The organism is Planococcus liqunii, assembly GCF_030413595.1.
GTDB lineage: Bacteria > Bacillota > Bacilli > Bacillales_A > Planococcaceae > Planococcus > Planococcus liqunii.
On the sequence record NZ_CP129238.1, the window covers coordinates 2,757,164 to 2,780,817 of the forward strand.

Consider the following 23,654-nt stretch of genomic DNA (forward strand, 5'->3'; position numbering starts at 1 on the left):
TTTTGATACATAGTAAAGTATACCAAAGTTATGCCCTTTTAAAACCTTCACCTAACACTTCTGCTGCATCCGAAACAATTACAAACGCCGAAGAATCTACGGTTTTGACCAATTGCTTTAGACGGGTGAACTCAGTTTGGTGGACTACCACCATAATAATCGGCTTTTCGGTTTCAGTATATCCGCCGGTCGCGGTCAATTTTGTAACGCCGCGGTCGATTTCCTCATAAATCGCATCACGCATTTCGACCTGTTTATTGGTGATGATGTACACCAGTTTTGAGCGGCCAAAGCCAACTTGCACCAGGTCAATCGTTTTAGTCGTCAAATATAAGCCGATCAATGCATACAAACCTTTTTCAATATCAAAGACAATGGCAGCGGCAAGAACAATCATACCGTCAATCAATGCTACACTCGTCCCTAAAGTAAATCCGGTATATTTCGTAATAATTTGGGCAGCAAGATCTGTCCCTCCGGTCGAAGCTTGCCCTCTGAATACAATGCCGATGCCGGTCCCGACGCCAATTCCACCGAATATGGCACCGAGAAGCGGATTTAGCGTCCACGGTTCCCAGTTGGCTGTCAGATATACAACAAATGGCAAAAAGATGGTGCCCACAGCTGTCTTAATCCCAAAATTCTTGCCAAGCAATATGATGCCTGCGATAAACAAAGGGATATTAAAAGCCCATTGGACGAAAGCCGGTGTCCATCCAAACAAGCCTTTTAAAATTGTACTGATTCCGCTGACGCCGCCGGAAGCTACTTCGTTCGGCAATAAAAACACGTTAAATGAAATAGCCACAATGGCCGATCCAATGAGAATGCTGATATAATCCGCCACTAAGTTTAGATAAGGATGCGGTTCTTGCCGGTTGCGCTGTTTTCTTTTGTTCATCATCTAATTTCCTCTTTCCTCCGAATGTTCACTTGAATCCTGTCAGAGTATAACAGACCGCCAAAGAGTTGTGAACTTCATCTGAATAAAGCAAAAAGCTGTACCACTTGCCGATGTTTCGACAAGTGGTACAGCTTTTGCACTTCTGTAGAGTGAAACCAAGTATTGCCTGGCTCAGATTTTTGTTTAAAAGCAGCCCTTATTGCATTTTTGAACGGAGCAGCGAGTTGATAAACCCATCAATATCGCCGTCCATCACAGCTTGCAAGTTGCCTGTTTCAAAATTGGTGCGATGGTCTTTGACCATGGAATAAGGGTGGAAAACGTAAGAACGGATTTGGCTTCCCCAGCCAATTTCTTTCTGCTCTCCACGAATTTCAAGAAGCTGGGCTTCCTGCTCCTGAATTTTCAACGCATACAATTTCGCTTTCAGCATTTGCATCGCTTTTTCACGGTTTTTGATTTGCGAACGTTCCTGCTGGCATGTTACCACAGCTCCCGTCGGAAGGTGGGTAATGCGTACGGCGGAGTCTGTCGTATTGATGTGCTGCCCGCCGGCGCCGCTTGCGCGGTACGTATCAATTTTCAAATCTTCCGTGCGGATATCAATTTCAATTTCTCCAGTGAATTCCGGCATAACTTCACAAGAAACGAATGAAGTGTGTCGGCGCCCCGAAGAATCGAACGGGGAAATGCGCACGAGGCGATGCACCCCTTTTTCCGCTTTTAAATATCCATATGCATTATGGCCTTTGATGCCAAGTGTCACTGATTTTACGCCTGCTTCGTCTCCGGCAAGGTAATCCAATGTCTCCACTTTAAATCCGCGCTTTTCAGCCCAGCGCGTGTACATGCGCAGCAGCATGGAACACCAGTCTTGCGACTCGGTTCCGCCGGCTCCAGGATGAAGTTCCAAAATCGCATTGTTTTTATCATAGGGCTCGCTAAGAAGCATAGTAAGTTCGTAGTCGCTTAGCTCAGTCAAAAAACTTTTCATTTCAGAATCGATTTCTTCGTGCAATTCTTCGTCATTTTCTTCACGAAGCAATTCCAGGGTCATTTCCAAGTTTTCCTGCGTCTCCATAAAACGGTGATACGTATTGACGATTTCTTTCAAGCCGTTCAATTCACTGATAACCGTTTGTGCCGAATCCTGGTCGTTCCAGAAAGTCGGGTCAAGCATCATTTCGTCCAGTTCCTGAATCCGTGCCTCTTTGTTTTCTAAGTCAAAGAGACCCCCTAAAGTCCGCCAGCTTACTGGCTGATTTGTCGAGCTCGTTGCGGATGTCTGCTAATTCCATCATGATATGTTTCCTCCTCAAAATAACACCGAAGAGCAGTATGCTCTTCGGTCTTTGTGTTTCCTATCTGTTTAGCTGCTGCCGTCCGTTAAACCTTTGCAGTTACGCCATGGCAGTTTTTGAATTTCTTGCCGCTGCCGCAAGGGCAAGGGTCGTTGCGGCCCACTGTCATTTCTTTGCGGACAGGCTCTTTTTTCTTTTTAGGAGCCGGACCGTCCTCTTTCGGATTGAAGGCTTGGCCTTTCGCCACTTCTTCACGCTCCAGGTTATTGCGGATTTCCGCTTTCATTGCATATTTGGCAACATCGTCTTCGATAGCCTGAACCATGTCTTCAAACATCGCAAACCCTTCATTCTGGTATTCGCGAAGCGGATCGTTTTGTGCATATGCACGCAAGTGAACCCCTTGGCGAAGCTGATCCATTGCGTCAATATGATCAATCCATTTTGTATCAATTGAACGCAGCAAAACAACTTTTTCAAACTCGCGCATGCGGTCCGGCGTCATTTCCTGTTCTTTTTCATCATAGCGTTTAATCGCTTCTGCTTTGATGAAATCGATTAATTCTTCCTGCGATTTCCCTTCAAGGTCTGTCAGAGAAATTGCATCTTCAGGAAGCAGGTTGGCTCCGATGACGTCAACCAGTGTTTTCAAATGCCAATCTTCCGGTTTTTCCTCAGCAGTGTGGGAATAAACCATGCGTTCGATTGAACCGTTTATCATATTTTCCACCAATGCACGCATATTATCTGTTTCCAGAACTTCCATACGCTCTTTATAGATAATTTCCCGCTGTTGGCGCAGCACGTCATCGTATTGCAACAGGCGTTTCCGGGCATCAAAGTTATTGCCTTCCACACGTTTTTGCGCAGACTCAACGGAACGCGTCACCATTTTAGATTGCAAAGGCTGCGAATCATCCATGCCGAGTTTCCCCATCATCGCACGCATCGAATCTGATCCAAAACGGCGCATCAAATCATCTTCCAAGGACAGGTAGAACTGTGTAACACCCGGATCGCCCTGGCGCCCTGAACGGCCGCGGAGCTGGTTGTCAATCCGCCGTGATTCATGGCGTTCTGTTCCTAATACTGCCAACCCGCCGGCTTCCACTACGCCTTCGCCGAGCTTGATGTCAGTTCCGCGCCCTGCCATGTTCGTCGCAATCGTAACTGCGCCTTTTTGGCCGGCGTTCAAAATGATTTCAGCTTCATGGGCATGATTTTTTGCATTCAATACGGAATGCTTGATGCCTTTTTTAGACAAGTAATCGGAAATGATTTCAGAAGTCTCAATTGCGACCGTACCGACTAAAACCGGCTGCCCCTTGCTGTGGCGCTCGGCAATATCATCAGCTACCGCTTTGTACTTGCCGGCAATGGAAGCATAAATCAAGTCGACCCGGTCATCACGGACGATCGGCTTGTTTGTCGGAATCGCAATAACATTCATATTGTAAATATTCCGGAATTCTTCTTCCTCGGTTTTCGCTGTACCGGTCATGCCGGAAAGCTTTTCGTACATCCGGAAGAAGTTCTGGAAAGTGATCGTCGCCATTGTCATCGACTCGTTTTGGATCTCGAGGCCTTCTTTTGCTTCAATCGCCTGGTGTAGCCCGTCCGAATAACGGCGGCCTTTCATCAAACGGCCAGTAAACTGGTCAACGATGATGACTTCTTCATCCTGCACCACATAATCCACGTCTTTATGCATGGTTACATGCGCTTTTAACGATTGGTTAATGGCATGATTTAAGCGAACATGTTTGATGTCGAACAGATTATCGATGCCGAACGCTTTTTCAACTTTTTCAATGCCATCTTCAGTCAATACAACGCCTTTAGTTGTTTCATCGTAAGCATAATCAACGTCTTTCATCAGCAGGCGCGCGAAAGCATTGGCTTGTACATAAAGCTGAGCTGCTTTTGCCGCTTGCCCTGAAATGATAAGCGGTGTTCGGGCTTCATCGATTAAAATCGAGTCCACTTCATCAATAACCGCAAAATTCAAGGGCCGCTGGACCATTTCTTCTTTGTACAGCACCATATTGTCGCGCAAATAATCGAATCCGAGTTCATTGTTTGTGCTGTACGTAATATCGGCAGCATACGCTTCGCGTTTTTCTTCTTTAGACAAGCTGTTCAAATTTAACCCCACTGTGAGGCCAAGCCATTCAAACAGTTGCCCCATTTCGGTTGCGTCACGGCTTGCCAAGTATTCATTGACCGTCACGACATGGACGCCTTTTTTCGAAATGGCGTTTAAGTATACGGCCATCGTAGAAGTTAAGGTTTTCCCCTCACCCGTTTTCATTTCAGAGATATTGCCTTCGTGCAAAGCGGCAGCCCCCATGATCTGTACGCGGAAAGGATACATTCCAAGGACACGTTTCGAAGCTTCCCGGATTGTGGCAAATGCTTCTGGCAGCAAATCATCCAATGATTCACCGTTAGCGTGCCGCTCTACAAATTGCTGCGTTCTTGCTTTTAACGCATCATCTGAAAGCGCAGCGTATTCAGCAGCCAGCGCTTCCACTCCCTCAGCTGTTTTTTCTAATCTTTTTAAATCCCGTTTATTCGGGTCGAATACCTTATTTAATACTCCAAGCATGTATAACCGCTCCCTGCGTAGTGTCCAAAAGCCTTTTAACAGCTTTTGAATCGCTTTTGCTATTTATTTTAGCTCTAAGTCTTTTTGAATCCTGCAACAACTGTTTTTCAATCCATGGCAAAAATTCTCACTATTCATTTTAACATTGCTGCTAACCCGGTGCAAATAAAGAGAAGCTTTGCACGACTGCATTTCCCTCTCTTTTTGCTGCCCTTGAAAAGCTTCGCAGCCCTCATGGAAGACTCAAGAGCTCGCTTAGCCAAGACATTCGTTTGGACAAGTGAATTGTTTCCTTAATTATGTATGATTTTCAGGCAAAAGAAAAGCCTCTCGATTAAGAGAGGCTTTGGATTATTCTACGCTGGTTTCAATCAGGCCATATGAACCGTCTTTTCGTTTGTAAACGATGTTGGTGCCGTTCGATTCCGCGTCGGTAAAAACAAAGAAATTATGCCCGAGCATATTCATTTGCAGTACCGCTTCTTCTTCATCCATCGGCTTTAAATCGAATTGCTTGGTGCGCACGATTTTGATGTCATCATCTTCACTATATTCATCATCGGCATTCCCAGTATCATAAGCAGGGTTTGGCACTTGGTCTGCTGTGGCAAACGCCATTCCCATACCTTCACGATCGCGGAATTTCCGGTTGATCTTCGTTTTATATTTACGGATTTGACGTTCCAGTTTCCCGACGATCAAATCGACTGCTGCATATAATTCATCATGCCGCTCTTCCGCACGCAAAACAAGATTTTTCATAGGAATCGTTACTTCCACTTTTGTTTGGCTATGGTTAATCGCCTTTAAATTGACCATTGCGGTTGCGTTCGTTCCTTCTGGAAAGTACCGTTCGATTTTATCGACTTTCTTTTCGATAAACTCACGGATTGCGGGAGTTACTTCAATGTTATCGCCTTTGATATTAAATTGTAGCATACTAACTCCTCCTTCTTTTGTACCTGCTATTACATTTCTATATCTTCCCTTATCTCTCCTGCTTAAAACGCTAAAAGTTTTGAGAACGTGAAATTCAGGTAAAGAAAGTGACAAGGAGATGAAGAAAATGTTAATCCACAAAACAGTTATTGTCACCGGTGCGGCACAAGGCATCGGAAACAGCATTGCTCAACACTTTAAAAACGAGGGAGCACGCGTCATTGGACTGGATATTGAGAAAGTGGACATTGAAGGCGTGGAGTACCGGAAATGCGACGTCGGGAATTTCGAAGAAGTCATCCAGGTTTTCGCCGGCATCCATAAAGATTACGGCGCTATCCATATTCTCATTAACAATGCCGGTGTCTCAGAATTCAAATCAATTTGGGAAGTTAACGAACAAGAATGGGACCGCATCCTTAACACCAATTTAAAAAGCGTCTTTATCTGCAGCCGGGAAGCTGCCAGGTATATGTCTGAAGACATCCGAGCAATTGTCAATATGGCTTCCACCCGTGCATTTATGTCAGAACCGAATACCGAAACGTACTCGGCTTCGAAAGGCGGCATTTATGCATTAACCCATTCACTCGCTGCGACATTAAGCGAAAAAGGCATACGGGTCAACGCCATTGCACCTGGGTGGATTCATACCGGTTCTGAGGAATTGCGAGACATTGACCATTCTCAGCATTGGAGCGGCCGAGTCGGCAAAGGCGATGACATCGCCCGCGCTTGCCTGTTTCTATGTGACCCGCGGAATTCATTCATTACAGGCGAGTGCTTGAACATTGACGGCGGCATGACAAGAAAAATGATTTATGAGCACTAGAAAAGCGCAAGCGCCTGTTCAGCCCCGACAAGCGCTGGAGGGTTTGAAAGCCATGGCGCTTTCCAGCCAAGGATTCAAGGCCGAAGCGACCTCGAGGGGCTAGGCGCTGCAGCTGGACACTAGAAATGTGGAAACGGCTGTTTAGGTCCGACCGGCATAAGACGATTCGGTGAAGCGGCGATTTTTGCCGCACAGCCGAAGTGGCTTATGACCCGAGGACCTGGCCGTTGCAACTGGACACTAGAAAAGCGGAAGCGCCTGTCCAGCCCAGACAAGCACTGGAGGGCCATTTGAATAAGAAAGCCTGCCAAGTCCGGCAGGCTTTAACTAATGGCTATTCCAGCTTTAATTTCTTCTGCAATCAGCAGTTCCTTCACGGGATCTGCGAACCACTTTACTCCGTAAACCCAACCATTCGGCTTCTTCAATTTCCATACCAGTTTTCCGCATGTTGTTATTTTTTCGTAGTTAACAATAAAGAAGAACGTTATGATTTCGGACTCTTTCATCAATTCATGTTCTGAAAAAAGTTTAGCTCCTCCTGTTGAAACATCCAGCATCAAACCAAATACACGGTATTGCACTCCATCTTCCCGCAAAATTTCCATGCGGATTTCAGGCGGCTTTCCAAAACTGTGGCGATAACTTTCCATTCGATTGGGAAACATCGGTCCGCTCTCCTTATCCTGTTAAACTTTTGGGTCAGCCCCGGATCAATGTCCATATACGTATTTCCTCTGCCCCGGCATCTTTCAAGGTTTTTGCTGCATGGCGCAAAGTAGTCCCCGTCGTATACAGATCATCGACTAAGACTAGTTTCTTTGGTACGGTTTCTCCATTCCAAGTGAATAAATTTTCCACCGCCATTCGCTCCTTTTTTGTTTTAGTGCCTTGGACGGAGTCCCTTTTTATAAGGAAATGGCGATAATTTATTTCTGCGGCATCCAGCAGCCGGTCTACTTGCGGAAATGTCCGTTCAATTAGTTTCCCTGCATGCATTGGAATGGGCACAATAATACCTCGGGGCTTTCGGAGTGACCGCTTTATCTCTTCTGCAAATACTCTCGAGAGCTCGACGTCCTGCAAAAACTTGTAGCGGTGCAAGAAAGTCTTCATCGCTTCGTTGTACGGATATAAACCCATACCCGCATCAATGCACCCCCGATATTCCGTGGTTTCCCAATACCTGCAGTCTCGGCACAAGCCATTGCCAGGCAGGCCACAAATGCCGCACCTTGGTTCTTGGATTTCAACGAATTCCGCTTTGCACTTTTTGCACACTGGTTCTTGCCGGTTCCGTAATAAGAGCCCTTGCCAGGTCGGACTATAGACAATGGTTAAATCACAGAGCAAGCATTTCATGTTCGGCTCCTCGCATTGTAGGAAATAATCCGGTTTCTGGCTTTATCCATTTCTCTTGCAATGCCATTATGAAAAAACAACACGTCCCCTGCCGGCTGCTCACTCGATCTTCCTGCTCGCCCGGCAATTTGAATCAAGGCCGAAGCATCAAATATCCGGTCGTCTGCTCCGACTACAGCCACTTGGACGTTTGGAATGGTGATTCCTCGCTCCAGAATGGTTGAAGTCAACAAACCTGAAACTTCGCCATTGCGCAGCTTCATTACTTTTTCTTTTCGGCGCGGATCTTGGGAGTGCACCGCTTCAATACCTGGATCTAATTTCTGAAAAAGTGCAATGCTATGGTCAATCAGATCAATAGTTGGCAAAAACAATAGAAAAGGTTCTTTTTTTCTTATCTTTTCCGTTATCCAGGCGGCTAATTTTGTAGGGATTTTGTTTTTCAACAAGTTTTTTTTATAGTTCCAGAGCGGCTTAAAGCTTGGCACGGGCAAATCATGCCCGTGAAAACGCCTGAAGATTTCGGAGCGTTCGGGAACCTTTTTTAGCAGCCGTTCCGAAGGCGTGGCCGAAACGTAAATGACTGGTGCCGTTTCTTTTTTTGCTTTTATAACTGCCCTTTCAAGGGATGCGTCATATGAATATGGAAATGCATCTGCTTCGTCCACGATCATCACATCAAAGGCAGCCTGAAAACGATAAAGCTGGTGGGTGGTCGCAATGATAATGTCTGCGAATCCCTCTTCGTATGGTGCTCCGCCATATAAAGTATGGACTTTTGTATCGGGAAAGGCCCTTTTAATGCGGGGCGACAATTCCAGGACGACATCCGTCCGCGGAGCAGCAATGCACACACGAAGCCCTTTTTGCAGCGCATTAAAAATAGGAAGAAACAACAATTCTGTTTTTCCAGCTCCGCATACGGCGTATACGAGATGGGATTTTTTTTGCTCCAAGCTCTTTGATACTTCAATAGATGCATGTTCTTGAAGTCTGGTAAGGGTGCCTGTCCAGGCGAATGAATGATTTTTCTGAGGAGGTTGGGTTGGATGCTTCCAAGTTATGAGCTCTGTGCAGGAACTGATGCGGCCCATGTTGATGCAATGCCGGCAGTAATAACACTCATCTTCGCATTTGGAGCAGTAAAATGGAATGATTTTTTGTGGGGAGTTTTCCAGGCAGCGGGCACAAACACGTTCTTTTCCAATGCCTTTGCTAACGGCAATCAAACCGCTGGAAATGTGTTCATCGATCAAGTCTTTTGCAAAAGGGGTGAAATTCTGCAGCCAAATTCGGCCCGTCAAAAATTCCGCCAATTCTTTCATCTGCATCTTCCTTCCGAGAAGCCAGGGGCCTGGATTGGTTATTTCTTTACCCAACCCAAACCCATTGAACCTTCTCCTAAATGTGTACCGATCACTGGTCCGAAATACGAGATTGTGAAATCCACGTTGGGACATAAAACTTCAAGTTCTTCCCGCCATTTCTTTGCTTCTTCCGGCCGATTTGCATGGATAATGGCGGCTTCGATGGCGGCTCCGGAAGCTGCATCTTCTTGTAGCATTCCTGCAATGCGGTTCATCGCTTTTTTTCTAGTCCGGATTTTTTCAAACGGAACAATCATTTTGTTTTCAAAATGCAAAAGCGGTTTAATTTGTAGCATTCCACCGACGACTGCTTGGGCATTGGACAGCCTTCCGCCTCTGCTTAAATGCTTTAAATCTTCAACCATGAAATAAGAGCGCATATTTTTTTTCATCTTCTGGAGCTCATCCATGATGGTTGCAGCATCCGCTCCCGCTTGTGCCATATTGGCAGCTCTCAGCGCATAGAATCCTTGCATATAGCACGAAACTTCCGAGTCAAAGCTGTGCACACTTGCTTCTTTCACCAGTTCATTGGCCTGCTGCGAACCTTGGAAAGTCCCGCTAATGCCGCTTGATAAATGGATTGAAACAATTTCGTCATGCTTCTGTGCCAATTCCGTGTATAGATTTACGAATTCTCCAAGTGGCGGCTGTGAGGTTTTCGGAAATTCTTCTTTTGCTTTTTTGTAAAATTCATCTACATTCAAATTTTTCTCTTCTGCAAATGATTCGTTCTTAAAAGTCACTTGAAGCGGAACCATGTGGATGTTTTTTTCTTTCCGGAGTTCTTCCGGCAAATACGCTGTGCTGTCCGTTACAATTGCTGTTTTCATATTAAATCAGCCTCCATTGCCAGTTTACCAAAAAGAAAACTCAATAGACATATAAAAAAACTTCCTGGAAAAATTCCCAGAAAGTTTCTCTACATGCATTTGTTCCAGCCAGCATTTTTAAACTTAGGCCAGCTTCAGGACTAGGAGGGTTTTCATTGGTTGCCGATAAAGTGCAAGCTGCTGACACGCCATTCATTTCCTTCTTTTTTGAAGACAACTACTTGGCGCCCCGATTGCTCAGTGGCTTTTTCGGAATTCGGATCCTTCACAGTTACGATGTTTGTCGCATATACTTCAGCTCTATTTTCTTCATACTTCACGATGGTTTCATCGCTCGTTTTGTAAGTTGTATCATAAGCCGCAAAAGTATCTTCCAATGCTTTTCGGTCTTCTTCCCGGTCAAAGCCTTCAGGATTTTCCGAAATGACATTCATGTAACGATCCAGATTTTCTGCATTAAAAGCGTCAATATATTCCTGGTAAGCCGCTAGAATGGCAGCCGCCTCTTCTGCAGGCACATCTGCTTCTATAACTTTCCCATCGTCTCCCAATGTGAACCCTACTTCTTTATCTTCAATGCCATGGTCGACTGCATTATTTTCATTCGCTGAATTCCCATCATTCGCTGTATTCTGGTTTCCAGTAGCTTCCTCTGAATTCGAGCATGCAGCCAGCATGAGCAATAGGGCGAGAACAATCATTATTTTTTTCATCACACATACCTCCTGCGGTTCATTTTGACATAGGGCCTCATTAAATACAATGAAGAAACTGTGTCAAATTCCTTTCACCAAAAAAGGCTTGCAGCAAGCCGCAAGCCTTTTTAAGAGTGATTTTTTATCTTACTTCAACCCAGCCGTTTTTAATCGCTGTCACTACCGCTTGTGTGCGGTCATTCACTTGCATTTTTTGTAAAATGCTCGAAACATGGTTTTTAACCGTTTTTTCAGAGATGAACAATGTTTCTCCGATTACCCGGTTGCTTTGGCCATCCGTCAATAATTGAAGGACTTCACTTTCACGTTTCGTCAGCAAATGGTAAGGCCGACGGATTTCTGTTTGGTGGAACGAACCCTTGTTTTCGCGTTCGCTTAATCTGCGGAACTCCATTACCAGGTTGCGGGTCACTTTTGGATGCAGATACGAGCCGCCTTTTGCCACGACTTTGATGGCTTGGATGATCGCTTCTGCGTCCATCTCTTTTAGCATGTAGCCAAGCGCCCCGGTCTTCAAAGCATGGGTAACATACGATTCATCATCATGAATTGACAGCATAATGACTTTTGCATCCGGGTAATTCTCCATCAATTCACCCGTTGCTTCTACACCATTTTTCTGCGGCATATTAATATCCATTAATACCACATCAGGGCGGTGCTCTTCATATAATTTCGTCACTTCTGTGCCGTCTCCGCCTTCTGCGACAACTTCAAACGAATCTTCAAAGTCAAGAATTCGTTTTACCCCTTCGCGGAATAGCTGGTGATCATCAATAATAATAATTTTTGTCATTATGTTGTCCTCCTCAAATACCTTATCTTATCCATCCGTTTTCAACGGGATTTGAAACATCAACACTGTTCCGTTCCCCAGAGATGAGTTTATGTAAAAATCGCCGTCTACTAAATCAATGCGTTCTTTCATTCCGATCAAGCCGAATGATTGGTTCTTTACAATGCTTTGGTCGAACCCTGAACCGTTGTCTTTTACTACCAGGGTGACATGGTCTTTTAGCCATTCCACTTTTACTTCTATGGACGAAGCTTTGCCATGCCGGATGGCATTTGAAACGGCTTCCTGCACCAATCTGAAAATCGACGTTTCGTAATTTCCAGGCAGCCTGACTTCTTTTCCGCTTGTATGGAACAGCAGCCGAGTTCCCTGGTTGTAGTCTTCAATTGTTTCCAAGTATTTTTTCAGTGTCGGGACAAGCCCCAAATCGTCGAGAGCCATCGGACGCAAGTCGTAAATGATTCTTCTGACTTCAGTAAGTGCATCCCGGACCATTTCTTTTAACGAAGATATTTCTTTAAAAGCCGGTTCCGGCCCTTTTTCCCTGTAAGTTCTTTCAATCAAATCAGAGCGCAGCAGTACATTTGCCATCATTTGGGCGGGCCCGTCATGAATTTCCCGGGACAGCCGTTTACGCTCTTCTTCTTGCGCTTCAATAATCCGAAGGCTATAATCTTGCTTTAGCTTAACGCTGTCAACCGCCTCGCCAATCTCGTGATGGTCAGAACCCAAATAATTGATGGTGATATTCAATCGGTTGACCAGATGTTCTGCCCGTTCAATCGTCTGAAGCAGTGCCTGCAGCCTGCGCTGCAGCCGATCCCTTTTTTGGCGGTACTGTTTTTCTTCCGAACGGTTAACTGACAGCTGGACTTGAAGTTCATTAGCCTGTTCATAGGCCTGCCTCACTTGGCTTTCGGAGAAAGAATTAAAAGACTGAGATACTTCAGCAAGGCGCCTGCGAGCCGCCCGGGTCTTTTCTTCCAGCGAATCCCCGGTTTTGATTACCCGGGTGATATTCGTTCGCACATCTTCAAGTTCATCTTTCATATCTTCATAACTTTGGCGACTTTTTTCACTGATGACAAAAATATCCTGCTTAGAACTTTCCATTTTTTCAAGTACATCTTCAAAAATGGAATTTAAGGCTTTAACATCGAATTTTTTAGCCATTTTAAAACCGCCTTAGCTATACTTAACTGTGTATTCGGGAAAATTCCTTGCACCTTTATGCCTGTTACAGCTTACACAAGTATACCACTTTGTAAGCAACGGCGTATTAAAAACACATTACAAATTGTCTGATTACATTTTACACCAGGAGGAGTCAAAATGCGAGAAAATTACAAAACTATCGGCGAATTAACAGAATGTGAAATTATTATACAAAAATCACGTTTTATTGGCTATGCTAAGCGGGCTGAAACTGAAAAAGAGGCTTTGGAATTTATCGAATCGATTAAAGCAAAACACCGCTCCGCCAATCATAATTGCTCTGCCTATTTAATAGGAGAACACGATTCGATCCAAAAAGCGAATGATGACGGTGAACCAAGCGGCACTGCCGGTTTTCCTATGTTGGAAGTATTAAAAAAACAAGGCTTAAAAGATGCAGTTGTCGTCGTTACCCGCTATTTTGGCGGCATTAAACTGGGAGGCGGCGGCTTGATCCGTGCATACGGCAAAGCAACGACAGAAGCAATTGCAGCATCGGGCGTGGTTGAACGCAGGCTTCATTATTTGATGAAGGTGGCAATTGATTACAACTGGCTCGGGAAAATGGAAAATGAAGTCCGGAATTCTGACTACCCATTAAAAGACATTCAGTATACGGACGGAGTCGCGCTACTGATCTATGTGCCAAGAGATAAAAGGGATGATTTTACCGGCTGGATCAATGAAATGACGAATGGGCAAGCTACCATTGAGAGCTTGAAAAGCGAATTTCTGGAATTTAAAATCCATTAATCATTTTCATTTACGGATTTCCTGTCTCACTGTATAATAGACAGAACCAAAGTAACTATGTACGAAAGTCCTACAAAATTCACTTATACATTTGAAAGTTTGGATGAAGCCAATTGACTATTCGGTTAGCCCATTCCGAGATAGAGGAGCTATAACCATGAATCGTAAAAAACACCGGAAAACCAAGTCGAGAAGGTTGGCCATTAAAATTGCTGCTATAATGATTGTTTCGGTACTTGTTTGCGGCTCGGCTTTTGGGATCTATTTATTGAAAAAAGCAGAGTTGGCGGCCGACCGGTCGTTTGAAACAGCGGGCGACCGCGAAATGTCTGATTTGCGAGATGAACAAGTAGAGCCGTTGCACGATAATGTGTCTATTTTATTCATCGGTGTAGATGACAGTGAAAAACGGGATCAAGACACGGATAATATCAGATCGGACGCGCTGGTTCTTGCTACGTTAAACAATGCGGATAAATCGATTAAGTTGGTAAGCATTCCGCGTGATACTTATGCTTATATACCAGATGCTGGACATGAAGATAAAATTACTCATGCCTATGCGTTGAATGGACCAAGCTCTACAATCGAAAGTGTTGAAGAGTTATTGGAAGTTCCAGTTGACTACTATGTACGAATGAATTTCGATGCTTTCATTGATGTGGTAGATGCACTTGATGGCATTGAGGTGAATGTGCCTTATGATTTTAAGGAACAGGATGAAAACGACAAAAAGAATGCCATTGTTTTAAAAGAGGGTTATCAGACTTTAAACGGAAGCGAAGCACTTGCACTAGCTAGAACCCGACATTACGATAACGATATCGAGCGCGGAAAACGCCAACAAGTAATTATTGAAAGCATTATGGATAAAATTTTATCAACTTCTTCTCTAACAAAATACGGAGATGTTATCGATGCCATTGGCGATAATATGAAAACCAACTTGACTTTCAAGAATATGCAGTCATTTTTTGAATATGCCAAGGAGGGTAAGCCTTATATAGATACACTGACTTTAGATGGACAAGATGATATGTCTACAGGTATTTATTATTGGCAACTTAATGAAGAATCTTTAAATGAAGTTCAAGATATATTACAAAGTCATTTAGGGCTTCAACCAGATACCTCCACTCTTTCGGACAATAGTGAAACTGATTTAGCCGAACGAATGACAAAGGATGATTTCTAATCTGCAGCTTTGCTGCAGTTTTTTCTTGTACACAAAAAGATCGACAGCTAGATTCTACTTAGCTGTCGATCTTTTTATTTTCCAATAAATTTAACAAGGTTAATTAGTGGACGATAGTTCTTACCAGCCAAACCAACTACCTCTACAAACAATTCAATTGCGACAAGCATAACACTAATGAGTAAAATTCCGCCCCACAAAGTAGCTTGGGAAAACAATAAAGCCGCCAATCCGAACAATGCCGCAATCCCATAAATAATCAATACTGTCTGACGATGGGAAAATCCAATGTTCAATAAGCAGTGATGCAAATGTGACTTATCTGCTGCTGAAATTGACTGTTTTTCCCGGACTCTTCGGACTATAGCAAAAAATGTATCGGAGATTGGTACTCCTAGCATAATGATCGGTATAATTAATGCTACTACCGTTACGTTCTTGAAACCCATGAGAGCAAGTACTGAAATCATAAATCCTAAAAATAATGCTCCTGTATCACCCATAAAAATTTTCGCCGGATGGAAATTGTAAAATAAGAATCCCATAGAACTGGCTGCTAGAATTGCAGCAGAAGCAAGTACAAAAGGATCACCCATGATAAAAGCCATAATTGCTAAAGTAACTAAAGCGATCGTTGAGACTCCTGCAGCCAGACCATCTAGTCCGTCAATAAGGTTAATAGCATTTGTTATCCCAATAATCCAGATAATAGTTAAAGGAATACTGAAATACCCAAAATCCAACTCGCCGCCAAATGGTAAATTAATGAAGGAAATCTCCAATCCCCCGCCAATTACAACAATAGCAGCAGCGACAAACTGCCCTAATAATTTCGCCTTTGCTGTAATTTCGTACATATCATCTAGAAAACCAGTTATTGTTATAAGCAATGCTCCAATTAATATTGCAATAGAAATTGGAATGAAAGCTGGTTCTACAGCGTTTGAAATGGATTCTTCAGGCGTAAAGATAAAATAACTTATTACAAAAGAACCAAATATAGCTAAACCGCCTAAACGCGGCATTATTCTCGCATGAACTTTTCGATAATTTGGACGGTCAACTGCTCCTATCCGGAATGCTAACCGCTTAACAATCGGAGTCAGAACTATTGAAGCAATAAATGCTATAACCAATGTTAGGTAAAGCATGTCTTTCCTCCTTACTTCTTACTTCTAAATTTCACATATCTATCCATATTGATTATAACATATCTTATAAATAAATAAAGGCATTTGCCAACGTTATGTCAATTAATCACTTCTTCTGAATTTAAGACGTCTCTTAATTCAAAAGGTTTCTTCGAGATTGAATGGAGTTTATGGGTAAAGTTTGATAAAATAGTTAAGTATTAACAGAGCCAACAAAGGAGACTACTATACATGGTAACGTTATTAAAGCGTTCTACTAAATACTCTACAAGACATTTAAAAAAATACAATAAAATTGTCAATGAAATAAACAAGCTTGAAGAAAAATACCAAGCTATGAGCGATGAAGAACTCCAAAAAATGACGCCTTTGTTTAAAGAGAAATTACAGAACAATACGAAAATAGAAAAAATTATACCTGATGCTTTTGCCGTTGTAAGAGAAGCATCTAAACGGATTTTAAATATGCGTCATTTTGATGTACAGTTAATCGGCGGATTAGTTTTAGCTGAAGGCAATATAGCAGAAATGCCTACTGGAGAAGGAAAAACACTTGTAGCTTCCCTTCCAGCATATCTACGCGCTTTAGAAGGTAAAGGTGTTCATATTATCACCGTTAACGATTACTTAGCTAATCGGGATTTTGAGCAAATTGGAAAAATCCATCGTTTTTTAGGATTAACAGTTGGTTTAAACCTCCCTCTAATGGATAGTGAAGATAAGAAAGATGCTTATGCTGCAGATATCACTTATGGAGTTGGTACTGAATTTGGATTTGATTACTTGAGGGACAATATGGTTGACACCAAAGATAATCAAGTTCAACGTCCTTACCACTATGCAATTATTGACGAAGTAGACAGTGTATTAATCGATGAAGCAAAAACTCCTTTGATTGTTGCCGGTAAAATGAAAGCTAGTACTGAACTTCATGAAGTAAGTGCGTTGCTTGCCTCCCGGTTTGTCGCAGACATTGACTACGATTTCGACGAAGAAACGAAAGCTACGTCTTTAACCGAAACAGGTATTGAAAAAGTGGAGAAAGCATTTGGTGTTGATAATTTATATGAATTGGAGCATCAAACCCTCTATCATTATGTCATCATGGCTGTACGTGCACGAGTTATGTTTAAAAAGGACGTTGATTATATTGTAAAAGACGGAAAAATTGTTTTAGTTGATATGTTTACTGGTCGGACAATGGACGGCAGAACTTTATCTGATGGACTCCACCAGGCAATTGAAGCTAAGGAAAAAGTTGAAGTAACGGAAGAAAATAAAGCTCAGGCACAAATTACAATTCAAAACTATTTTAGAATGTATCCGATTCTCTCTGGAATGACGGGAACTGCAAAAACACAAGAGAAAGAATTTATGGACGTATATAGAATGGGTGTCCTTCAAGTACCAACCAACAACCCTCGTCTTCGAATCGATTTGCCAGATCGAGTTTTTCAGACATCGGAACAGAAATATAAAGAAGTAACTAGGCAAGTATTGGAACATCACAAAAAAGGACAACCCGTTTTAATCGGGACAACTTCTATCCTTCAATCTGAAGAAGTTGCTAAATACTTAAAAGGTGAAAACCTTAATTTTCAGCTTTTAAACGCTAAAAGCGTGGAACAAGAAGTTGAACTCATCTCACAGGCTGGTCAATTAAATCAAATCACTGTTGCCACAAATATGGCAGGCCGAGGCACAGATATTGTGCTTGGTGATGGAGTGTCCTCGATCGGAGGCCTTCATGTAATCGGAACAGAAAAACATGAAAGCCGTAGAATTGACAATCAATTGCGTGGACGTTCAGGTCGTCAAGGTGACCCTGGTTCTACACAGTTCGTCATTTCCTTGGAAGATGATATGTTCAAACGCTTTGCGAAAGAAGAGATTGAAAAATTCGCTAAAAAAATTACAACAACTTCCGAAGGCGAAGTGTTGAATAAAGAAGTTCAGGAACTAACTGAACGGACACAGCGCATAGTAGAAGGATCTCACTTTTCAATGCGTGAATATAATTTAAAACTCGACGACGTTATAAATGATCAGCGCCAAATTATTTATGATTTACGCTCACGTATATTAGACGGTGCAGATAATACTAAAATTTTAAAGGATATGGTAATGGATGGGACAGCATATCTTCTTTCACAATTAATGATTGAAGGTCATAATGCAAAGGAACTGCAGTACTCGATGCAGCAATTATTAGGACAAAAACAGGACCTTGTCGGCCTAGATATTCAAGCTGGTAAAATAGAGGCTCTAGCAAAATCCCTAACTAAAGACTCTTTGAATTTAATTACTGCACATGAAGATAATCTACGCTTTCAAAAAACGCTGCCTTATGTAATGAAAGTATATATTGATCAAATTTGGGTGAAGCATTTAGAGTCAATGTCTTATTTAAAAGAAGGTATCGGTTTACGATCGTATCAACAAGAAGATCCGTTAAGAATATATCAGCGAGAAGGACTCGAGCTTTTTGAAATGAACTTCCAAAGCTTAAGGTTTTCAGTCGCATCTGAAATACTCAGCTTTTTACGTAATCTTGATAAGGAAGAAAAGGAGAAGACAGTATGAATATTTTTTCATTCTTTAAAAAAACAACAAAAACCGGACACGATTCTACTGTAGATTCTTTTGAATTAATGCAAGAAGGCTTGTTAAATAGTAAAGAAGCAGATAATGAAGTAACAACTACATTATCGATTTCACCCGAATGGAATATTAGTAGAGAACAAGAATATGTCTTGAAGTTTTTATCAAATGACCTGCCACCTTTAAAAGCAGATCAATTATCATTATCTGGTATTGATATTGATGAAGAACAAAATTCTGGAGCTTGGAATGTTCAAGCATTTCTGCGTTCTTCTTTAGATCGACCTGTTTTACTTGGAAAAGTAGAACTCATGGTATTAGACGCGGATGAAACTATTCTAGCTGCACAAGAATTTGATTTATCAGAAATGGGCACTTTACCCGCTGCATCAAACAGACCTTGGATCTTTAAATTTGAAAAGAAAAACATTGTTAACTCCCTTGTGCCGACAAGTGATTGGACTTTATCATTCAATGTCCGTTCTTTGGTTCCTCATTCTCTCGATTTAGACCCTTCTTGGAGTGAAGCGTTGCCCGAAGATCAGATAAAAGCTTTACAGGAACTCATCACAGAGTTACCCGATTTAAAACCTAGAGTATTTAATATCACCGGTTTTCAAGCAGATATTACAGAAGATGGAAGTCTAGCTGCTTCGGTATTTTTGCGCAACGCTAATACGCGGCAAATTCAATTAGATAAAATTCCTCTTGAAATCTTGGATGCAAGCGGCAATCAAGTGGCAAAAGGATCTTTCAAACTTGACAGTCTACTTGTTAAAGCAAATTCTTCCAAACCTTGGACCTTTATTTTTCCTAAACAGATGATTAATATTAATAATCCAGATTTATCTAAATGGACTGCACGTATTCCAAAATGACTTAAAGCTACCAGCCTAAAAGGGTTTGGTAGCTTTTTAATTTCCTAAAATTTTTTTTAGATTAGATAGCCACTATTTCCTTGCTAGCAGATTTATCTATGACTTATAGTTCTTTTAAATAAAACTTATTTAGTACTTTCCCAGACAGAATATGTTATAATATAACTATAGTTTGAATATTACAACAATTATTATTTAGGGGTGTAAACCAAAATGAATGGCAATCTGGAATTTTATGCAAAGTTGATTGAATGGACGCCATGGGATGAAGCTGCTGTTTTAAAAATGCAGTATGAAAAACGCGCGACTTTGGCTAAATCTATCACTTGTGTAGGGTTACTTGTCGATTTGTCCATGGACCAGCATTTTGAAGTGAGAAAAGGCGTAGCGGAGAATCCCCATACCCCGCTGACTACTTTAAAGCGATTAGCAGAACAGGATTTTTGCAGCAGCGTGCAGGATGCTGCGAAAGACACTCTAGCCGCACTTATATAATTTACTTCCGAAACCTTCTGGCACTATGCCGGAAGGTTTTCCGGCCTTTCCAGATGTTTAACTTTCTTCCTAACGGCTATACAGATAGTAAGACATTAAAACAGGAGGTTTTTTGATGAGCAACAGCGAAGGCATGTCTGATAAATTAAAAGGTGCAGTAAACAAAGGCAAAGGCGAAATGAAAGACCAAATCGGCAATGCTACTGGAGACCATAAAAAACAGGCAGAAGGCAAAATGGATAAAGCAAAAGGCGATCTTCAAGACAAGGTCGGCGACTTTAAAAAAGACAATAAATAATATTTAAAGATCCGGCTGCTCAAGCAGCCGGATCTTTTTGTTTTAATTAAAGTTTTCTAAAATTCAGGATATCGGTTATAATATGTTCTTGCGCATATTGATTTAAAAAGGAGCATTACGATGCAAAAGAGAACGCTTTCTTTGAGTGAATCCATCACGGTAGGGTTGATGCTTTTCGCCCTTTTCCTAGGAGCCGGCAATATCATTTTCCCTCCCTATCTTGGCCAACTGGCAGGCGACAATATTGTACCAGCTATTATTGGGTTTTTGTTGACGGGGGTCGGACTTCCGCTTTTGGGCATTTTGGCGATTGCAAAAGCCGGTGGAGATTTACAAACGATTGCAGGTCGGGTCCATCCCGTATTCGGCATTATTTTTACCTCTATCGTTTATTTGGCAATTGGCCCGTTTTTTGGCATACCGCGTACAGCAACCGTGTCATTTGAAATCGGAATTGCGCCTTTCCTTTCGTCCAGTGCCAGCTCGTCATTTTGGTCGTTATTTATTTTTACTATTATATTTTTTACTGTTACCGTTTTATTTTCCATAAACCCATCCAAGCTCGTTGACCGCATCGGTAAAATATTGACGCCTCTATTAATTCTGGTAATTGGGTTATTGGCAGTGAAAAGCTTGCTCACTCCCATGGGCGAAATTAACAAACCCGTCGGAAATTATGAAACAGATGCTTTTTTTGAAAGTTTTCTGCAAGGTTACTTAACCATGGACGCAATTGCTGCACTTGTTTTCGGAATTGTCATTATCGAAGCCATTCGTTCAAAAGGAGTCGAAGACAAAAACAGCATCCTTAAAACGACTGCTTTTGCCGGCTTTATTGCTGCTGTGGGATTAGGGCTCGTGTACTTGTCTTTGAGTTACATAGGTGTCACCAGCGTCGATGCAGTCGGCCTCCAAGAAAATGGCGGAACCATCATTGCCATGGCATCACGTGTTTTGTACGGTGAAATGGGCGGCCTTATTATGGCCGCTGCCATTCTTTTTGCATGCCTAAGCACTTCCATCGGGTTGGTGGCCGCTACCGCTCAGTTTTCACATAAAATTTTCCCGAGGCTTTCTTATTTAACTTATGTGTTCATTTACGCCGGATTCAGCACGATTATAGCCAATGCCGGATTGACTCAGCTAATTGCCGTTTCCCTGCCGGTCCTATTGGCAATCTATCCAATCGCTATCGTTCTTGTCGTCTTGTCGTTCTTTGACCGCATTTTTGACCGGAAGCCTTACGTTTATGTGCTTGCTCTTTCTTTAACGGCAATCATCAGTATATTTGACGGCCTCCGTTCTGCCGGAATTTCCTTTAGCGGCATTGATCGTGCATTCCAATTCCTTCCTTTGCACGCACAAGGAATTGGCTGGGTCGTACCTGCCATTGCCGGAACGTTGATCGGCATCGCAATTGCACAATTAAACAAGCGCAACAATTAAAAAAGAGCCTCCACAATGGAGGCTCTTTTTGGTTTAAAATAACTTAGGCGTAGGTGGAGTGCCTGGTTTTTTATCTGCTTCATCATGAAGCGATCTTCCATCTCTCGGGTTTCGCGGTTCCTCAAAATTGTCATCGCGATCTGCTAGTAAATGCTCTTCTTCGGAGTCACGCCCAAATGGCGCCGGCCCCAAGTTGGGATCTACTCCTGGAGATTGATCATCCTGTCTTCTATGGACCCCATCGTCAGAATTGATGATGTCCTGGCCCGTATCAGCTCCGAGCCCCGGCTCGTGTTCCATCAGCTTTTCTTCTGGATTGCTTTCGTCAGCAGTTCTGCTGCCGGTCGTCGGGTGGATGCTGTCTCCTTTTAAACGGGAATCCTGGGCTTTACCGCCATTACTCGGAAAGCCATGTTGCTCTTCGCGAGAAGTTTCTGTTGTATAGATTTCATCGGAACGGATGCCTGTCGTTCCATGATCGGTGCCAACTACGTCTTTATCGTGGATTTTTTCATCCCGGTGTCTCCGGTCATCCCGTTCGATATCGCGGCCAAAAGGCGCCATTGCCGTATTGCGTTTTGCTTCATCGCTGTCGACTGTTCGCGTATCATCGCCGAACGATGAATAATTGTCCTGCTCTCTCGATGAACCGCTTTCTGTATAAAGCAAGATTGCCCCATTCTCAAGGCTTTCCTGGTACAAGTCGATATCACGCTGCTCCAGATCCATTTGTTTCAGCTCTTCCCGAACAGAGTCTTTGCCCGTAAAGAAAGTCTTGAATTTGTTTCCAAGAGAACCGGTTTCATGAGTTTGCAGTTCATGGCGGTCATCAACTGCGCCCAGTACCGAATCGTCATCTACTAATACATGAATATCGCTTTCCCGGTAGCCTCGCATTTTCAACTCTTCCACTTTGCTCAGCATTTCTTCTTGACTGTATACCAATATAAAATCTCGATTTCTTGAATTCATCTTTTCAGCCTCCTGTAAATCGATTTAATATATGTCTACCCTTAGCCTCGGAAAGCTAAAACCTCTCCTTTCAGATCCAAAGAAGTTCCTTTCAACTATGTATTACTAGTCAATAGGATTCTACTCAAGATTTCAGTCGTTCGCTTGCAAGCTAAACGCACATTAAGAAACCTTTGCCTGGATAAATTGGCAAAGGTTTCTTGTTTTTTTATTAAAAATACATTACTGTTTCTTTAAAGCATTTTATTTATTTCTTTTTGTCATGCTCAGGCTGTGTGGTAAAGGAAATGTGGTTTTCCTCTTTCATTAACAGCGGATCATGCTGAAATGATTCTCCTCGATCAAATCGGTCTTGGGGATCATCAAATGTATTATCTACCGAATTTACATATTCGTTTGTCGAAGCCTGAACCGGGTTGCCATCCCGGTCCCGGAAATGGCTTTCCTCGATTACTTCATCAATGCCCTTACGGCCACCATGGACATAGAGAAGAATGCCGCCTTTATCGATTTCATCGGAATACCGCTTCGTTTCTTCATCTGAAAGATCCAACGACTTCACTCCGCCTCCATTATCGTGGCTGGAGAAAATGCCTTTAAATTTTTCTTTGAACGAACCTGCGTCTTCGGTTTCCACATCCGTTTGATGTTCAGTGCGATCAAACTGGTCCATATCTTTTGCCATGACATGGATTTCACTTTCATCATAGCCTTGCTGTTTTAAATCGTTGATTTTATTTAATAAATCATTTTCAGCATAAACGACTGCAAGCACTTTTTTTTCATAGCCCATGAGCTAACCTCCAAGATAAAGTATTTTTCTATCTTTACCCTTAACCCTAGAAGCTTTAAACTTAGATTAGCAAGCAGTGGGTATTAATGATAAATCAGCTCTTTGTAGTTGTATGCCTCTAGAAAAGGGGGCAAGAAATTTTTTAGTAATTGCTTTTACATTATAATTATTCCCCTTGTAGGTATAATTTACCTTATAT

At 42.5% G+C, this 23,654-nt stretch carries 23 protein-coding genes; 8 read left to right on the forward strand and 15 right to left on the reverse strand.

Annotated features, from left to right (window positions below; translation table 11 throughout):
* Nucleotides 1-28: 28 nt before the first annotated feature.
* The 4 genes from QWY22_RS13910 to hpf all read right to left on the reverse strand — a co-directional run bounded on the left by QWY22_RS13910 (nt 29) and on the right by hpf (nt 5,752).
* Entirely contained in the window at nt 29-901 is an 873-nt protein-coding gene (locus QWY22_RS13910; RefSeq protein ID WP_300984397.1) for a YitT family protein, read from the reverse strand.
* A gap of 199 nt (nt 902-1,100) precedes the next feature.
* Nucleotides 1,101-2,202 (reverse strand): peptide chain release factor 2 gene (gene prfB / locus QWY22_RS13915; protein WP_300984398.1). Its coding sequence is split into 2 segments (ribosomal slippage): nt 1,101-2,129 and nt 2,131-2,202, totalling 1,101 coding nucleotides; the frame shifts between segments, so codons are not numbered across the junction.
* A gap of 88 nt (nt 2,203-2,290) precedes the next feature.
* Nucleotides 2,291-4,813 (reverse strand): preprotein translocase subunit SecA, encoded by a 2,523-nt coding sequence (gene secA / locus QWY22_RS13920; RefSeq protein WP_300981421.1) that lies wholly within the window; start codon nt 4,811-4,813, stop codon nt 2,291-2,293.
* 351 nt (nt 4,814-5,164) lie between these two features.
* A complete protein-coding gene (gene hpf, locus QWY22_RS13925; RefSeq protein WP_300981422.1) occupies nt 5,165-5,752 on the reverse strand; it encodes a ribosome hibernation-promoting factor, HPF/YfiA family in 588 nt (195 codons plus the stop codon).
* 127 nt (nt 5,753-5,879) lie between these two features.
* Between hpf and QWY22_RS13930 the strand changes: the two genes are divergently transcribed.
* Entirely contained in the window at nt 5,880-6,584 is a 705-nt protein-coding gene (locus QWY22_RS13930) for an SDR family NAD(P)-dependent oxidoreductase (protein ID WP_300981423.1), read from the forward strand.
* 323 nt (nt 6,585-6,907) lie between these two features.
* Here the strand turns inward: QWY22_RS13930 and QWY22_RS13935 are convergent, their stop codons facing one another.
* From QWY22_RS13935 to QWY22_RS13970, 8 genes are all read right to left on the reverse strand, one after another.
* On the reverse strand, nt 6,908-7,252 hold the full coding sequence (locus QWY22_RS13935; protein WP_300981424.1) for a PilZ domain-containing protein: 345 nt from the start codon (nt 7,250-7,252) through the stop codon (nt 6,908-6,910).
* A gap of 34 nt (nt 7,253-7,286) precedes the next feature.
* Nucleotides 7,287-7,445, reverse strand: a complete 159-nt coding sequence (locus QWY22_RS19600) for a ComF family protein (RefSeq protein WP_367281281.1) — start codon at nt 7,443-7,445, stop codon at nt 7,287-7,289.
* A 251-nt stretch (nt 7,446-7,696) separates the two neighbouring features.
* Entirely contained in the window at nt 7,697-7,837 is a 141-nt protein-coding gene (locus QWY22_RS13945) for a hypothetical protein (protein WP_300981425.1), read from the reverse strand.
* Between the two features lie 105 nt (nt 7,838-7,942).
* Nucleotides 7,943-9,271: an ATP-dependent helicase ComFA gene (locus tag QWY22_RS13950; protein WP_300981426.1), complete on the reverse strand. Its 1,329-nt coding sequence runs from the start codon at nt 9,269-9,271 to the stop codon at nt 7,943-7,945.
* A 38-nt stretch (nt 9,272-9,309) separates the two neighbouring features.
* On the reverse strand, nt 9,310-10,146 hold the full coding sequence (locus QWY22_RS13955; RefSeq protein ID WP_300981428.1) for a DegV family protein: 837 nt from the start codon (nt 10,144-10,146) through the stop codon (nt 9,310-9,312).
* A gap of 152 nt (nt 10,147-10,298) precedes the next feature.
* A complete protein-coding gene (locus tag QWY22_RS13960; protein WP_300981429.1) occupies nt 10,299-10,859 on the reverse strand; it encodes a YybH family protein in 561 nt (186 codons plus the stop codon).
* A gap of 124 nt (nt 10,860-10,983) precedes the next feature.
* The gene (locus tag QWY22_RS13965) at nt 10,984-11,658 is read right to left on the reverse strand and encodes a response regulator (protein ID WP_300981430.1); all 675 of its coding nucleotides are present in this window, start codon (nt 11,656-11,658) and stop codon (nt 10,984-10,986) included.
* A gap of 27 nt (nt 11,659-11,685) precedes the next feature.
* Nucleotides 11,686-12,831 (reverse strand): sensor histidine kinase, encoded by a 1,146-nt coding sequence (locus tag QWY22_RS13970; protein ID WP_300981431.1) that lies wholly within the window; start codon nt 12,829-12,831, stop codon nt 11,686-11,688.
* Between the two features lie 159 nt (nt 12,832-12,990).
* Here QWY22_RS13970 and QWY22_RS13975 point away from each other — a divergent pair, with 159 nt between their 5' ends.
* Both QWY22_RS13975 and QWY22_RS13980 read left to right on the forward strand, forming a co-directional pair.
* Nucleotides 12,991-13,626, forward strand: a complete 636-nt coding sequence (locus QWY22_RS13975; protein WP_300981432.1) for a YigZ family protein — start codon at nt 12,991-12,993, stop codon at nt 13,624-13,626.
* Between the two features lie 157 nt (nt 13,627-13,783).
* Nucleotides 13,784-14,821 (forward strand): LCP family protein, encoded by a 1,038-nt coding sequence (locus tag QWY22_RS13980; RefSeq protein WP_300981433.1) that lies wholly within the window; start codon nt 13,784-13,786, stop codon nt 14,819-14,821.
* Nucleotides 14,822-14,895: 74 nt separating this feature from the next.
* On the opposite strand, the gene QWY22_RS13985 is transcribed toward QWY22_RS13980, so the two are convergent.
* On the reverse strand, nt 14,896-15,972 hold the full coding sequence (locus QWY22_RS13985) for a glycosyltransferase family 4 protein (protein WP_300981434.1): 1,077 nt from the start codon (nt 15,970-15,972) through the stop codon (nt 14,896-14,898).
* Nucleotides 15,973-16,203: 231 nt separating this feature from the next.
* Here QWY22_RS13985 and secA2 point away from each other — a divergent pair, with 231 nt between their 5' ends.
* The 5 genes from secA2 (at nt 16,204) to brnQ (ending at nt 21,690) form a co-directional block, all read left to right on the forward strand.
* Nucleotides 16,204-18,555, forward strand: a complete 2,352-nt coding sequence (gene secA2, locus QWY22_RS13990) for an accessory Sec system translocase SecA2 (RefSeq protein ID WP_300981435.1) — start codon at nt 16,204-16,206, stop codon at nt 18,553-18,555.
* Nucleotides 18,552-19,451, forward strand: a complete 900-nt coding sequence (locus QWY22_RS13995; protein WP_300981437.1) for an accessory Sec system S-layer assembly protein — start codon at nt 18,552-18,554, stop codon at nt 19,449-19,451. Before secA2 ends, QWY22_RS13995 begins: the two co-directional genes overlap by 4 nt.
* Nucleotides 19,452-19,664: 213 nt before the next feature.
* Complete coding sequence (locus QWY22_RS14000; RefSeq protein WP_300981438.1) at nt 19,665-19,946, forward strand: hypothetical protein; 282 nt, start codon at nt 19,665-19,667, stop codon at nt 19,944-19,946.
* A 115-nt stretch (nt 19,947-20,061) separates the two neighbouring features.
* On the forward strand, nt 20,062-20,244 hold the full coding sequence (locus QWY22_RS14005; RefSeq protein WP_300981439.1) for a CsbD family protein: 183 nt from the start codon (nt 20,062-20,064) through the stop codon (nt 20,242-20,244).
* A 120-nt stretch (nt 20,245-20,364) separates the two neighbouring features.
* Nucleotides 20,365-21,690 (forward strand): branched-chain amino acid transport system II carrier protein, encoded by a 1,326-nt coding sequence (brnQ, locus tag QWY22_RS14010; protein ID WP_300981440.1) that lies wholly within the window; start codon nt 20,365-20,367, stop codon nt 21,688-21,690.
* A gap of 33 nt (nt 21,691-21,723) precedes the next feature.
* On the opposite strand, the gene QWY22_RS14015 is transcribed toward brnQ, so the two are convergent.
* On the reverse strand, nt 21,724-22,662 hold the full coding sequence (locus QWY22_RS14015; protein WP_300981441.1) for a YflT domain-containing protein: 939 nt from the start codon (nt 22,660-22,662) through the stop codon (nt 21,724-21,726).
* Nucleotides 22,663-22,909: 247 nt separating this feature from the next.
* Nucleotides 22,910-23,455 (reverse strand): YflT domain-containing protein, encoded by a 546-nt coding sequence (locus tag QWY22_RS14020; protein ID WP_300981442.1) that lies wholly within the window; start codon nt 23,453-23,455, stop codon nt 22,910-22,912.
* Nucleotides 23,456-23,654: the final 199 nt, after the last annotated feature.